We start from the raw sequence: 14,423 nt of genomic DNA, 5'->3' as shown, positions 1-14,423 counted from the left end.
TCATCCATGGCCGGAGCAGCGCTTTGCCGTCACACACCCAAGGTAGGAGCCCAGTGCGTGAATTACGCCCGCTGGGATCTGTGCGGGGGGCGTCCAGCAATAGGTGTCTCTACCGCGATCCAAATCCTAAATGCGGTTATCAGAATCAAGACAAGTTGCTCGAACTGCTGGCGAGTCAATCTCGTCGGTATCCATTTGGCGCACCTGACTGTTGGGCGTGGAGAAAGCCTGCACGCCATCGCCCGGTTCATGCTCAGGAGCCTAGGTTGCCTAGGTTGCCTAGGTTGCCTAGGTCGGTCAGGCGATCCTGGTGAATCAGTTCTTCCGCCAGATGCGCTACAGACTCGTCCGGTACCGCTTGTCCGATTGTGCGGTCTCGTTGGCCGCGGCCTCTATGAACGTCGGTCTCCCGAGTTCAACGCATCTCGACGCTCGTACGCGACCTTGTCGGGGTCGCTGTGCGTTAGCACTTTGGCGAAGCCCCGCTGTTCGGCGGACAAGCATCAATCGCGATGCAGTTGCCTCCACGCATTCTTGCGGGGCAAGACGGTGCCGGGCAGCACAATTGGGTGGTGGACGACCTTTCCGTCCGAGGTCGTGACGTCGCCGACGGTCCGGTTCGTCGGCAGGGTGCCGGTTGTCGTCATGATCACGATGCGCGACGACATGCGGTTGGGAATTGGCACCATCACTGCACTATTTCCCTCTACCTTGAGCCCGGTCGAGATGTTCACGAGGTACATGGCCGATGATTAGTTGCACGGCGTCATGCTGGCCATGTTGGTGGTGAAGGCGATACCGCCGAAGGCAGCGCTCGGGTCGGTGTTGGCCTGTTGCCCGGCGGGAAGGTCGAAGTACCACCCGCGAGACGTCGTCCAATCGACCGCGTTGCCGCTCAGGTCGGTGCCAGAGCTTGCTGCGACGAGGCTGCGTGCGGCAAGGCTGGAGCGAACATCCGTCAATTCCGTGCCGTCCTTGATCGCGTAGAACGATTGCGTGCCCGAAGCGTCGAAGTCCGAAGCGCCGAGCAGGCGACCGGTGCCGACCAAAATGATGCGCTCGCCGCCGAGGAAAACGAGTTCAGGCGCTGCGGTGATGGGCTGGATCGACGCGCCTGCCCTCAACTGGGCGACTCGGTTCGTCATCTTCGAATCCACCGTTTCATCGAGGTTGAAACGCCAGAGGTTCCCCTGCTCATCGCCACCGTAGGCATAGCGCACGTAGCCGTCGGGTTCGTTGAGCGCCGAGATCTGCGCAAGCCCCGTCGACAGGCCCGTGAGGCCTGCGTCCGCGACGAATGTCTGCAAGAGCGTTCCGCTCTTTGCGTCGAGCATGAAGACGCGGCCTTTGCCGTCGCGTGCACTGTCGTTGTATCCGGAGGTCAAGAGGGCGACCCACCCATGCGAGCGAGTCTTGACCACCACGGGCCGGCCCACGCTCGCGCCGATGGTCGCCTTCAACGCGGCGGGCGTGGATGCATTAGGAAACTCCCACTTCACCTTGCCCGCGAGCTGAGCCTCGTTCAAGCCGCGCGGCTGCGTCACGTCCAGCGCATAGAAGCCCGGGCCGGGCGCTCCACGACCGCCCACGAGCAGACGCGTGCCGTCGAGTTGCCAGAGCGTCGGTGTGCCATCGAGCTGCGTGCTGAACGTCGCGGTGATGAGGGTACTCGGCGCGATGCCTGGCAGAACGGATCCAGGAACGTAAGCCCATAGTTCGGAGCCGGTGTTCGCGTCGAGCGCATGCAGCATGCCTTCGCCAGAAGTGGCATAGACCACTTTGTCTTCACGCGCCACCACCGGCTGCGCGTTGAAGATGGCGCCGAGCAAAGATGTGCGCTTACGGAAGGTCGTGCCTTCGCCCGTCCGGCTGCCGCGAATGTAATCGAACATCGCCGGCGTGCTGCCCGGCGTCGACATGCGAAGTTCGGCGAAGGTGAAGGGCACGCCGCGTGTACCGTTGTTCGACACGATGGTTCGGTTGTGCCAGTCGCTTGCCGAGAGCTTTGACGCGGCGGACCAAAGTGCAGCGCCATCGGTCGTGACTGCACCATTGGATTTGTCCAGCGGTCGCGCCATCACATCGCCCGCCCAGCCTTGAGGGTCGTAGCTCGCGATGTAGGCCTTGGAATCGCCGCGTCGCAGATTGACCGAACTCACGGCCAGCGAAGTTTGCACGCCGAACTGACTGAGCATGTCATCGAGAGCGGTGCGAACGCGCGCAGCGGTTTCGGTGGGTGTGTCGGCCATGTACATCTTGCCACGGCCGTTGATCGTTGCGTGCCACAAATCGTCGAGCGCCGCCGGGCTGCGGTCGACCGTCTGCACCGGCCACGCGTCGGGCGTCGTGGGCACCGGCGTGTTTTCCGACATCAATAGCATGCCGCGAGCGCCCAGTGTGAGGGCATAGGTGGACATGTGCAGATCCGGGTTCGGGTCGCGTGACGTGGTAGGGAGTGCGCCCGTCACGAAGTCGGGACGCAGGTTGTTGGTGTAGTAGTGCAGGGCAATGTCGGCGAGCGTGCCTTCGCGCGTGGTCTGGAACGGAGCATCCGCGCCCCAGGTACTCGCCGACTTGCCCCTATCCCACGGTTGCGGCGCCACGTACGTGAAATTGGCGAAACCGTCGGTCAGGATGAACGCATTGTTTCGCTGGCAAGCGCTCTGAACAACGCTGCGGTTCTGGTGGAATTGCTGGCCGATGAAGTCCAGCAGTTCGCGCGTCGGGGTGCTGCCGATGCCTGTGTTCTCGTACACCATGCCGGTCAGGCGGCGGCCGTTGTCAGTGTCCAACTTTGCATCGGTGTCGAACATGGTCACAGGCTGCCTCCTGCTCATTGTCACGAGGCCGGCCCGCAAGCCCGAGATACCGTCCATCACGCTTCCCATCGCCGCGGCCATCATGAGCTTGCGCCTGCGGTAGTACTGGAACCAGTTCGCGAAGTTCTGCATCTCATCGGCGTAGCTGCGGCCCGAAGGGAAACTGCGGCCCGGCTTGATCTCGTAGCGTTTCAGCGTAGACCCGTCGTAGGCAGTCGCGCAGTCGTCGTTCGAGGCGCTCGGCCTCGACGGTACCGTGCAGGATTCCTTGACCCAATAGGTAGCCGGAAAGTAGCGCATCGCCACGCGTGTCACGCCCACGGACGCGGCGTCTTCGTCCTGGGTGACAGCCACCCACGCGGCGCAGTTGCCGTTGTCGCGGTCGCATGCCCGTTTTAGCGAGCCGGCTGGCACGCGCATCCCCGGCAGGGCCGTAAACACGAAGTTGTCTGCGGTGTTCGCGTCGACGAACTTGGTCAGGTCTGTCGTTGTGGTGCCGATCAAGGGATGTGACTTGGTGCGAGTTGGGTCGGCCTGACCAGGGACATAGGGCCCCGTTGAAAGCTGCGCGTGCGCCCAGGGCGAGTAGGTGATGCGCGGGTCGTAATAGATCGGGTTGAATGCGGACGAGCGCGTCCACGCAAACTGGGACGTCGGCAAGACAGCGAATGCGTTGTATTGGTGGTCGGTGTAGTACCGTGCGCCGGCGCTGTTTCCGTTGGGAAAGAGATAGTAGAACTCGCGCCATTGCGGCGTTGCCATGCCGACCTCATTGAACCAGGGAACACGCGCCGTGCGCAGCGCGGGGTTCGGATGGTTCGGATCGATGCCCCAACCGGTCGACTTGTTGTAGTCCCACCAGAACGCGCCATCGTTCGAATAGAGCATCAGTTCCGCTTCCATCGATCCTGAATCATCCAGTCCGAAGATGACGTTCGGCTCGGTGAGGATCGCGGGGCGAACTGGCTTCGTCGCGAGATCGGTTGCGCTGCTGGTCATGGAGAACATCAGGGCGCACGCGGATGTTAACGACACGAGAAGTTGCAAGGCGGCCTTTTTCATGATGGGGTCGGTCCAGCAGAGGTCGTGGTGTTTTCGGTGCTTCAGCCGCGCGTGACGAGCGTCTGCACTACTGTCAAAGTGTTCCGATCGCCTGACACGCGCACGGTCACTCGGAACTGCTTGCCTGACGGCGGATCGAGAGCCTCCTCTCCAGCCTTCGAAGATGACGGGTTCTTCTTGTCATCAACCTGCTTCAACAGGCACTGGGACTCAGGGTCGGTCACCTGGGCGACCGTGCACTGCCGCTCGACGACGTACTGCACCTTGAATCCGGAGGCCGTGCCGACGTCGAGGCTCGGAACCTTGTCCCAATCGACACTTGCCGGAAGGCCATCAGGACTCTGGTTCTGCATGCTGGCGAAGTACCAGTTTCCCGCGTTGGTTTCCTCGCTCGACAGCGCCTGGATCTGACGGAACGCGGTGTTGACGCCGACCTCGGAAGCCTGGATGGCGCGCTCCTTGATGGACACATTGCCCGAGACCATCATCCCCGACTCGGTGATCTTCGCCATGGCAAGGCCGCCGAGCAGCATCACGGCCATCAGTACCAGCACGACGACCATCGTCATGCCGCGTTGGTCGCGGTATTCAACGGCTGCTTGATTCATCGCATTCCCATCACCAGGTTGCGCAGGGGCACGGTCACCATTTCCGTGCGGTAGCGGAAGCACTGCCAGTTGCCGCCAAGAGCGAGCTGAGTGCCCAGCAACGACGGCCTCGTGTCGCTCGCATGGCACTGCCCGTCGGGGCCGGCCTTTTCCGGCTGCTGGCTTCTGGCGGCAATGCCTATGCGCAGCGCGCGCACCTGGGCGACGTTCGACTGGGACAGCGTCGCCCAAGCGCCCACTGGATCCTGCCAGCTCTCGATGGTCGTTCCGTTGGCACCAGCGATCCCGTACTGGACGCGGAATCCGACGACGTTGCGCAGCAGCGTGGCCGACGGCGCGTCGGTGAGGGGCTGGTCGATCACGAGCGTTTCGCCCGAGAGCCGATACCGATGCCATTGCAACTCGCCGAGCAGCGCGATGCGGTCCTTGATGAGGTATTGGGTCGCGGACGAGAAATTGACGGCGTTGTGAGCGCCCGACGAGGCGAAGCTGAGCTTCAACGGTGAATCGGCTGTCGCAGGCGTGACGTCGGTCACGGTGCGCACAGTACACACCGGGTCAATGGCTCCGGGAGCGGGCGCGAGGAGCACGGCCTGTCCGGCAGCAACTGGGAGGTACGTCGCGAGCTTCGCTGAACTCGTGTCGGAGGGGGACTGGAGAAGCACGTTTGCGCCACTGGCCACTTCGGCCGCCGACACCAGATCCAATTGATCGCCCGAGCCGCTGCGAGCGACCTGCAGCGGCGCGAAGTGGTCCTGCGAACGGTCGGCAGTGCCCACGCTCACGCGAAGCGTCTTGCACAAGTACGAGGTGTCGCCAAAGAAACCGAGCCCTGCGCCCGCTGCGTCTTCCTTCAGTGCCGCGAGTGCGTTGGTCGCGGTCGACACTGCCGTCGCGGTGCCGACGCCCTGGCGCTGTTGCGACGCGAACATCATCGCGCCCGAGGCGGCGGCTAGACCGACCATCATGGCAACGACAAGACCCACCATCAATTCGACGAGCGAGAGGCCGCGTTGATGGCGGCGGGCCAGTTCAAGGGCTCGCATCGGACACTACCTCCAGGCGGCGTGGATCGTGGGTGGTCTTGTCAATCCATGCGATCACCACGCTCAATCGTCCCGTCGCAGAGTCGAGCGTCGACGAAGCATCGGTCAGGCCGGGGAGCCTCACGGCGACACGTGAACGCCATGTGTCCACGATGGAGCGCGCGGTGTCATTGCGGCAGTTTGCGGAGACCGGCAAGGTGTAGCAGGCCGCGTTGTCCGGGTCGACGATGGCCATGTTCAGAAGTTCGTCACCGAGACCGGTAGCCGTGAGGCTGCTCTGGATGTCCGTCGTGCGCGTGACGAGTCGGCCCTGGAACTGCGCCAGCGCAAGCATGCCGAACGCGAGAAGTGCAAGCGAGATCAAACCGTCGAGCAGGCTGGTGCCGCGTACGCTGCGGCGAGGTTTCAACTGCAGGTGCTTTGGTCGTTGCATAGCCTTACCGCTCCACCGGCTTCGACGCGCAACGCAGGACAGCGCAGCGTATCCGAGCAGGTCGTCTGTGACAGGGACAACTTCACGGTCGCCTCGGTGCCGAAGGGCGCCGGACGCCCCTGACTGCCGAAATCGAGCGATGTCGTGCCAGCGTGCACATCGCCCGGCATGGTGCGTGTGTGCAGCACCACCTCGGAAGTGCCGGAACGGTCGACCACTTCGATGGCGCTGCCGCGGACCGTCAGGCGCACACGACCGTTGCGCTTGACAGCCTCGCTTTGCGCATAAAGGGCTTCGCTCAACAGCGAGTGGCCCGCTTCGCGCAGCCTCGAATTGCGGATGTAGTCGCCCATCGCTGGGGCGCCGGAGGCGGCCAGCAGGCCTGCGATCGAGATGGCGACCATCGACTCGATCAAGGTGACGCCGCGCTGGGAGTTCAGGAGTCGCATGTTCCACCCCTCACTGTCCAGCAGCCCGTGACCGCACCCTTTGGATGCGAGACCGTCGAGCGGTTGCCGAACTGGTCGATCGTGTAGGCATAGCCCGTGAGCGGGCCGCTGCCCGAGGCCGTCGCAAGGAATCCGCGGCCGTCGTCTTTGACTGCGCAACTCACGGTGAAATTTGCCATCTCGTCGCCCGGCAGGGCGCAGGTGGTGTTGACTCCGTAGTTGCCCGTGTCCTGGTAGCGCTGCTCCATTCGGGCGTAATACGTGGTCAGGGCTACAAGTCCTTTCGGGACGCGTGCGCGGGTCACGTATGCGCTGTAGGAGGGGAGTGCCAACGAAGCCAGGATCGAGACCACCGCCACAGCGATCATCAGCTCGATGAGCGTGAAGCCGGACTGGTGCTTGTGTCGAATAGAGGATGCGCAGGTTTCCATCGAAGTTTCCCAGGATGCGTGTTTCCAGGTGCACGCATATCACTTAACGCCTTGCCAGCCAAAAGCCGGGCATCGAAATGATCAATTTCCTCCGTGGGTCGCAACACCTCGAATGCGAAGCGATTCGTCATAAAACGACGCGGCCCGGACTGACTTTCGCAATTCCATCCATGCGTGCGTCTGCGCGGTTGCAGTTGCCGGTGCTTTTCCTATGCTCGCCGCTGTTCTGGAAAGGAATCGATGAGCAACTCGAAAGCCGCGTTGGGCCGCCGACACGGAAGGTCGGCTAACGCACGTGACTCATTGACGCACGAGCAAGTCGACTTCCTTGCACGATTGGCGACCTTGCTTGGGATGCCGGCGGAAGACGGGACCTCCATCGTCGCGCCGCGGCTGATCACGGGTCCGTCCGGGCTGGCCTGCCGTCTGCACGTGATGCAGGGTATGGCAGCGGTGCGGCCGGAGGCTCTCCTGCCGATGTCGGCGGACGAGTTGAGCGGTGCGGAGATGAGCCGGCTGCTCAGGGTCCAGTCGCTCATTCTGGGTGAGTTTGGCTGGTACCTCGGGATTTCCTCGGAAGGTCTGCTGCAGCTCAGCTCGCTCGTATGGATCGACGATCCGCAAGACGTCGCCACTGCACTCGACTTGGTGAACGGCGTTGGCACTGCGGTGCTGCACTCGCTGTTGCACGACGCATCCGCAAACGCGGCCGATACCGCATCGGCGCGTCACTGAATCGTGGCGATGACTCACCTGCATCGACAGAATCAAGCATGGGACCATCGCGCACATCCCGCTCCAGGAATTGAAAGCTGCACAGCCTCTCAGTCACACGGAAGTCACGATACCAATAGAACATGCGCTCGTCTCCGGGCGAACTGACTGTCGTGCGCCTGGGTTGCTCACATTCTGGTTCGTCAGGTTCATATGCGGAATTCCAACTTCCATCGTGCGCCTGAGTCGATCACATTCAGGCTCCTATGCGGACTTCCAACTTCCATTCCATCACCGTACGTTTTCTTCGACTCGATGATGTGCCTGCGCTCATCCGCCTCGAGCAAAAATGCTGGACGGCCGAGCAGGCTGCCGACGGGGCTGCGCTGCGACGGCGGATCAGGCGGCATCCGCAACTGTGTGTCGGCGCATTCGATGCCAAGACGGGGGAGGCATTGGCATCTCTGTTCATGAAGCCGGTACTTCCAAACACTGTCGCGGCCGCGCGTCGATGGCACGACTGCGCGCAGGCGGATGCGCCGCGCGACGACCAGGCGACGCGCAGTCTTTTCGGCATCAGCCTCACGAGCGTCGAACCGCGCGCATCGTGGAGCCTGATCCGATTCTTCTGGCCCCATGCACTGCGCCACGGCTGGCGCGACATCTACCTGGGCTCGCCGATTCCGGGACTCGCTCGCACCGTTGCGAAGTGCGGCAATGTCGACGTGGAAGGCTATGTGAACGAGCGCCGTGGCGATCTGCCGCGCGACCCACAGCTTCGCTACTACCACCGCCGCGGATTTCGCGAGGTGGTCGCAGTGCGTCCGGGGTATTTCCCGCATGAGCAATCGATGGACTATGGCGTTGTCCTTCGCGGGCGCATCCCGCTGTCCCGGCTTTGGCCTTTGTGGCGGTGTGTGCCCCTTGCGTGGCTGCAACGCATGTCCGGCATCATCGACGCGTTGACATGACTCATCCCCACAGCGCCTTTGGCGCTCCACCTCAAGGGGGGCTCGCTGGGGACCCGGCGCAGCCGGATTCGTTGCTGCTCGATGCAACGGGCTTGCGTCACGGCAGCGCTATTTGCGATGAGAAGACTGCCACGACGGGCCGCAATTCATCGGCGCCTGGTTGGCCGTGGAACGAAGATGTCTTCCGAACGCGACTTTTCGACGCCTTGTCCATTTTGCTTCCGAGCGGCGAAACCTTCGTCGTCGAGTCGGTTGAGCAGGCCGCGTTATCACTGGACCAAGACTCTCCTCAATGCGCCACGCTGCGCAAAGAGGCGCTTCGCTTCGTGCGCGAAGAAGTGTCCCACCAGCGGGCACACCGGCTCTACAACGACCGTCTTCAGCTCGATGGCGCCCCCGCACGCGAGCTCGAACAGCGCATTGCGGCCGCGACAAGGCAGCTTGACACGCTCGATCTGCATACACGCCTTGCCTTCGCCACCGCCTTCGAACAGCTCACCGCCTTGATCTCGCACGAGATCCTTCGGGGCCCTGCATGGCTCACCGGCAAGGCATGCCGGCAGGCGGACATGTGGCGATGGCACTGCGCCGAGGAGATCGGCCATCGCCACGTGACGCCATGGCTGCTCAGGGCGCATCGCGTCTCTACATGGCGGCGCATGGCATGTTTCGTCGCGGCCACGGGCTTGTTGTTCATCGATGTGGCCGGCCTCGTCGCGGCCTTGTGCGCGCACGACGTGCGAAGACGCGCCGTGTCGCGCACAACTCTTCTGAGACAGGCCTGCCGGTTCGCGTGGCGCGTCAGTCCGAGTGTCGTGCGCATGACCGGCCGCTGGATCGGGCAGTTGTTCGTGTCACGCTGATCTCAAGGCATCATGCGGCCCCCGCCGCCCACAAGGAAAAGAATGCCACGCAAGTTTGTCGATCTGTCCATCTATCTGGAGAACGAAGTCCTGTCCGATCCACCGGCCTTCGCCCCGAAGATCCAGTACTTCACCCATGACAACACCTTCGAGCAGATCGCTGCGTTCTTCCCGGGTCTGAAGAAGGAAGACCTGCCCGATGGCGAGGGCTGGGCCGTGGAATTGGTGCAGCTCTCAACGCACAACGGCACCCACCTCGATGCGCCTTATCACTTTCACTCGACGATGAACAAGAAGCTCGGCGAGAAGGAGCGGGCGATTGCGATCGATGAGGTGCCGCTTGAATGGTGCTTTCAACCCGGCGTAAAGCTGGACTTCCGCCACTTCGACGACGGTCACGTGGTGAGCGCCGACGACGTGGAGGCGGAGCTGAAACGCATCGGCCATGAATTGCAGCCGCTGGAAATCGTGGTGGTCAACACCCGGGCCGGCTCACGCTATGGCTTCGGCGACTACGTCTCGGCTGGATGCGGCATGGGTTACGAGGCGACGATGTACCTGCTTGAACGCGGCGTGCGCCTGACCGGCACCGACGCCTGGAGCTGGGATGCACCCTTCGTGCACACCGCGAAGAAGTACGGCGAGAGCCGTGACGCCTCGTTGATCTGGGAGGGGCACAAGGCGGGCCGCGACATCGGCTACTGCCACCTTGAGAAACTCCACAACCTGGAGTCGCTGCCACCGAACGGGTTCTACATCAGCTGCTTCCCTCACAAGATCCGCGGCGCGAGCGCCGGCTGGACGCGCGCAGTGGCGATCTTCGACGATGTGCTGATGGGAGCCGCGGTCCGCTGAGGAGTTGGCTCGGAACAACTACCAGTCAGTCCCCTCTCCCTCTGGGACCCTCTGGGAGAGGGTTATGGTGAGGGCCTGCGGCCGTTGCGGAACAAGGCCTTCAGCATCTGCACCCGCGTCGCTCCTGCTTCGGATCAACGAGATTCGCTTAGCATGGCCGCAGTCGGCTGGGGGTCGCGCTGGCACACTCTGGCCTATTCCATAGCCACACCTCCCGATTCACCTTACAACCTTTCGATGCGGTGGCCAAAGGGAGCGGAGCGTGGTCGACTGTGATCGACGGGGCGGGTCTCGCAAATCATGCTGCGGACGACTGGCCCCGAGACATCGTTGCTTGCTCGAGCGGGCAATTTCAGTGGCAATTGCCACGTCAATCAAGAGAAGAATTGCAAATGTCTCCATGTCGAGTCGTGAGTTCATTGCTCTGCTGTCGCACTCCGCGGCAGCCCGAAGAGCAGGACCAGGCCGCAGCCTCATCAAGTGGATCAGCGCCGCGTGCTGGCACGCAACCTCGCCCCACACCGCCAGCAGGTATTCCCGCTCGTCCGGCCTCCGCGCAAACGAATCCGGTTGGGGCTGCGTTGCGTTAACGGGCTTCAGACTGCCTTCCTCAACCAGTGCTGACCCTTAGACGCATCGCACCACCGCAGCAGGCAGGTATCACAGACTCGCACGCTCGCTTCTCGTGCCGCAGGCCAGAACTGTGCCGGGCTGGCGTGGACTGCAATCGTCAAAGGCGGTGGCGAATACGGTTTGTCCGACGAGATACTTTCCCGTCGATATTTCCAACACGACACCGAACGAGGTCGTGACTTGAATGGGACTGGAGGATTTCAGCTGCGCAGCCAATGCTTGCGTGATCCCTTGCGTGTGAAGGGACCGCTCCGTGGCGTGACTCCCGACGCTGACATCCTCAACCCGGTCGATCGCCTGCCGACTGCGGCCGTGCGGACGTGAAGACGCCCACGCTCACCAATGTGAAATTCCAGTGCGGCACGTAGGTCGACGTGGTCGAGATGGAAAGCGACTGGCGACTCGCGCCTGAGACGCCAAACCAGCCTTGTGTCGTCAAGCCGTCCGTGCTGGCGGGGCGCTTCGCACGCTGAAGCGGCGACCCCATGGATTGCAGACACCTGGCGATGGCTTTGGCAGTCCTCTGCTCATCGTCGCCCCTGATCTTGATGCCCTCGACATGCGCAGCCTCGTCGCTTCGAATCACGAATCCGCGTGCGATCACAGAACTCGTGCGCAGATTCTGCGGCGGCGTGGACACGATGCGGCGAACTGCAAGGCACAGGTTCTCAGGCGCACTGTCTAGCACCGGCACGTCGCCCGACTGAAACGTATCGCAACCCCTGGATTGAGAGCTGATGCGATCGACGAGGCGACACGAGGTCGCGCTGTAGGTCGCGCCGTCCCATTGAAAGCGGGTGACTTTCAGTTCCTGTTCGGAGGCGACTGAGGTGGTGGTGAGTCCCGGGTAGCCGAGATGCCCAACCGAATACACCTGCGGTTCCCGGCTGCCCATCGCAAGAAACAGCGGCTCGTAGGCGCCCGAGCGCCTCGCGAACAAGCCATAGGGGCAATTCTCATCCTTGCACAAGGGGCCTGTGCCCCGAGCCATGACCAACCGGGATCCATCCAGAGCCAGCTCCATCTGGCGCCACTCGATGGACGTCGAAGAGGCTCGCCCGGCGAGCCCGGCGAGCGCACTTGCTATGCCGGCCGGTGCGGCGGTGCTCTCATAAGCCAGGCTCACAGGCCTTGAGGTGGAATTCTTGCCGGTGCGAATTTCATCGTCGCTGTGACGCCTCGTCCTGGGCGACGACGAGCAGCTCGCGAGCAGCAGCGCGGCGATCAGCAGGGGCCATGCGCGGCTTATACGCAGTTGAATCGAAAGTCTCGAGCCCATCGCGGTGTGCTCCGTGGTCTTGATGAGCCACTTTGCACGGAACTCTCCTGCGTGACGTACGGGAATGCGAAACCGAGTTGGAAAACGCGAAACTGCCGTGCGCTGCTGATGCATCGAATTGGCTGTGCGGCGAAACGAATGAACCCAACGCACGGCTCGCATTTCGGTTCAGAACTTCGCTTGTGCGGATGTTCGCGTCTCGTGGTCTACCTAATCTTGTAGTGGCGTATGGGCTGGGCTTTCCGGCCCGTTCGCAGGTGCGGCAAGCGACGGTATCCGCCGTTGCACGACGCGTTTATCACATCTTAGCCAGGAGATTGCAGATGAGCGACTTTTCCGTTCCCAACCCTCAAGCCGGTGCTATCACCATTTCCATCAATCTTCAGTCCCCTCCTACGGACTCCTCCTTCAAAGGAAGTGACACCCATAAGTTGGAGCATTTGCTGAAGAAGCTGGAGCGTCTGCTCCAGCAACTGCAGGAACAGCAAGCGCGACAGGCTGACGAGAACCAGGGCTCGCAAGAACCAGAAGATGAAATGGATGAAGTGCTCGAGAAGATCGAACAGCTGACCAAAGACATCAAGGCAGCAAAGGGCAACAAGAAGTAGCGTCATGACTTGCAGCGCAGTGGCCGCGAGTTGCGCTCAACTTCGCACTACACCACTGCGCTGTGTCTGTCCCGACACCGGATGCCGTGCGCGATGCGCCGCATCGACCTCGACAAGTCGAGGCTGACATCCTTTTAATCCAATCGATCGCCGCCGACTGCGGCCGCGCTTGGCGTGAAGACGACCACACATCACCACCGTGAAGTTCCAGTGCGCTTAGGTCGCCATGCTCGAATTGGAAAGAACTGGCGACTCGCGCCTGACGCTCCAAGTCAATCAAATCCATCTGGTCGCCGCTTCTTGGCCATCGAAGAGGCGCGCCCGGCGAGCGCACTTGCCATGTCGCCCCGCGCGACGGTGCTTTCATAAGCAAAGCTCACGGGCTGTGAGTTGGCATCCTTGCCGGCCCAGCTTTCATCGTCGCTTTGACGGCCCATTCGCGGCACGTACCAAAAAAGAATTGAAAGTCTTGATTCCTTTCCGCGTGCTCCGTGGCCTTGGGGCGTTGCGCGCTGCCGTACGAATCCGATCTGAAAAAGGTGAAAAGTGGCGAAAGTGCCGCGCGGTGCTGATGCACCGAGTCGACTGTGCGGCAAAACGAATGAACCCTTCGCAAGGTTCGCAATTCAGTTCAACACTTCGCTTCTTCGGATGTTCGGGTTTCGACGCCTACTTACTCTAGCGATGCGAATGGGCCGGTCTTTCCGGCACGTTCGCAGGTGCGGCAAGCGACGATATCCACCGTTGCGTGACGCGATTTTCACATCCACCTAGGAGAATACAGATGAGCGACGCTTCTTCCGTTCAAGGCGCCCAGCCCGCCGGTACTTACACCATTACCTACACACCTCCTGCGAACTCCTCCAGCAATGGCGGTGCCGACAAGAAGATCGAGGAACAGATGAAGAAGCTGGATGAACTGATCCAGCAACTGCAGCAACTGCAACAAGCGCAAAAGTCTGAGCAGAACCAGGCCTCGCAAGATCCGCAAGATCAAATGGATGACCTCCTCAAGAAGATCCAACAGCTGACCAAAGACATCAAGGCATCCAAGAAGAACTAATGTCATGACTGCACAGCGCGGTGGCCGTGATTCGCGGTCATCATCGTCGATGGTTGGCAAGGTGCCCCGCACTCCACCACTGCGCTGTTTTTTTCACCACCCCCGAATTCCGTATGCCGATGCGCCGCATCGACAAGTCCGCTGACAATCCTCAACCCGGTGGACCATTGCCTCCCGACTGCGTGCTCGTTGACGTGAAGACACTCACACGCGTCACCAATGTGAATTTGTAGTGCGCTAAATAGGCCGACGTGGTCGAGATGAGAAGCGACTGGCGACTCGCGCCTGACGCGCCGATCCAGCCAAGCTGCACCTGGCGCCACTCGATGGCTGTCGGAAGAGGCTCCCCAGCGAGGCCGGCGAGTGCAATTGCTATGCTGGCCGGTGCGACGGTGTTTTCATAGGCCAGCCTCACGGGCCGTGAGGTGCCCCCCTTTCAGGGTCTTCGCTCCCTCTCCCTCTGGGATCTGACCTTTACGTACGCTGACCACGCGGAAGATGGCCGTTGGAGCAAATTTTTCCCCTACGAGGTTTGAAGAAGGCGGGGTTGACGCATGACAAGTTCATGTTTGCTCAGAGGCCCAGGCCC

At 61.9% G+C, this 14,423-nt stretch carries 14 protein-coding genes; 6 read left to right on the top strand and 8 right to left on the bottom strand.

What is annotated here, in order from left to right:
- Positions 1-503: 503 nt before the first annotated feature.
- The 7 genes from AC30NL_RS21170 to AC30NL_RS21140 form a co-directional block, all read right to left on the bottom strand.
- Complete coding sequence (locus AC30NL_RS21170; protein WP_489465958.1) at positions 504-743, bottom strand: hypothetical protein; 240 nt, start codon at positions 741-743, stop codon at positions 504-506.
- A 9-nt stretch (positions 744-752) separates the two neighbouring features.
- Positions 753-3,818, bottom strand: a complete 3,066-nt coding sequence (locus AC30NL_RS21165; protein ID WP_489465957.1) for a pilus assembly protein — start codon at positions 3,816-3,818, stop codon at positions 753-755.
- Positions 3,819-3,922: 104 nt separating this feature from the next.
- On the bottom strand, positions 3,923-4,489 hold the full coding sequence (locus tag AC30NL_RS21160; RefSeq protein ID WP_489465956.1) for a pilus assembly PilX family protein: 567 nt from the start codon (positions 4,487-4,489) through the stop codon (positions 3,923-3,925).
- On the bottom strand, positions 4,486-5,535 hold the full coding sequence (locus AC30NL_RS21155; RefSeq protein WP_489465955.1) for a PilW family protein: 1,050 nt from the start codon (positions 5,533-5,535) through the stop codon (positions 4,486-4,488). The genes AC30NL_RS21160 and AC30NL_RS21155 overlap by 4 nt, the downstream gene beginning before the upstream one ends.
- On the bottom strand, positions 5,522-5,968 hold the full coding sequence (locus AC30NL_RS21150; protein WP_489465954.1) for a type IV pilus modification PilV family protein: 447 nt from the start codon (positions 5,966-5,968) through the stop codon (positions 5,522-5,524). Before AC30NL_RS21150 ends, AC30NL_RS21155 begins: the two co-directional genes overlap by 14 nt.
- A complete protein-coding gene (locus AC30NL_RS21145; RefSeq protein ID WP_489465953.1) occupies positions 5,941-6,417 on the bottom strand; it encodes a pilus assembly FimT family protein in 477 nt (158 codons plus the stop codon). Before AC30NL_RS21145 ends, AC30NL_RS21150 begins: the two co-directional genes overlap by 28 nt.
- A complete protein-coding gene (locus AC30NL_RS21140) occupies positions 6,405-6,848 on the bottom strand; it encodes a type IV pilin protein (protein ID WP_489465952.1) in 444 nt (147 codons plus the stop codon). Before AC30NL_RS21140 ends, AC30NL_RS21145 begins: the two co-directional genes overlap by 13 nt.
- A gap of 240 nt (positions 6,849-7,088) precedes the next feature.
- Here AC30NL_RS21140 and AC30NL_RS21135 point away from each other — a divergent pair, with 240 nt between their 5' ends.
- The 4 genes from AC30NL_RS21135 (at position 7,089) to AC30NL_RS21120 (ending at position 10,251) form a co-directional block, all read left to right on the top strand.
- Entirely contained in the window at positions 7,089-7,583 is a 495-nt protein-coding gene (locus AC30NL_RS21135; protein WP_489465951.1) for a hypothetical protein, read from the top strand.
- A 245-nt stretch (positions 7,584-7,828) separates the two neighbouring features.
- On the top strand, positions 7,829-8,533 hold the full coding sequence (locus AC30NL_RS21130; RefSeq protein ID WP_489465950.1) for a hypothetical protein: 705 nt from the start codon (positions 7,829-7,831) through the stop codon (positions 8,531-8,533).
- Positions 8,530-9,396: a metal-dependent hydrolase gene (locus AC30NL_RS21125; RefSeq protein ID WP_489465949.1), complete on the top strand. Its 867-nt coding sequence runs from the start codon at positions 8,530-8,532 to the stop codon at positions 9,394-9,396. The genes AC30NL_RS21130 and AC30NL_RS21125 overlap by 4 nt, the downstream gene beginning before the upstream one ends.
- A gap of 42 nt (positions 9,397-9,438) precedes the next feature.
- Positions 9,439-10,251 carry a cyclase family protein gene (locus AC30NL_RS21120; RefSeq protein ID WP_489465948.1) on the top strand — a complete coding sequence of 271 codons (813 nt, stop codon included), beginning with the start codon at positions 9,439-9,441 and terminating at the stop codon, positions 10,249-10,251.
- A gap of 913 nt (positions 10,252-11,164) precedes the next feature.
- Here AC30NL_RS21120 and AC30NL_RS21115 read toward each other — a convergent pair.
- Positions 11,165-12,163, bottom strand: coding sequence for a hypothetical protein (locus tag AC30NL_RS21115; RefSeq protein WP_489465947.1), 999 nt, complete (start codon positions 12,161-12,163; stop codon positions 11,165-11,167).
- A 323-nt stretch (positions 12,164-12,486) separates the two neighbouring features.
- On the opposite strand from AC30NL_RS21115, the gene AC30NL_RS21110 reads away from it, so the two are divergent.
- Positions 12,487-12,771 (top strand): hypothetical protein, encoded by a 285-nt coding sequence (locus AC30NL_RS21110; protein ID WP_489465946.1) that lies wholly within the window; start codon positions 12,487-12,489, stop codon positions 12,769-12,771.
- A 784-nt stretch (positions 12,772-13,555) separates the two neighbouring features.
- Complete coding sequence (locus AC30NL_RS21105; protein WP_489465945.1) at positions 13,556-13,834, top strand: hypothetical protein; 279 nt, start codon at positions 13,556-13,558, stop codon at positions 13,832-13,834.
- The last annotated feature ends 589 nt before the right edge of the window (positions 13,835-14,423 follow it).

Origin of the sequence: Rhizobacter sp. (assembly GCA_021153565.1) — a bacterium.
Lineage (GTDB): Bacteria > Pseudomonadota > Gammaproteobacteria > Burkholderiales > Burkholderiaceae_C > Albitalea.
This window is presented reverse-complemented; position numbering and strand designations above follow the sequence as displayed.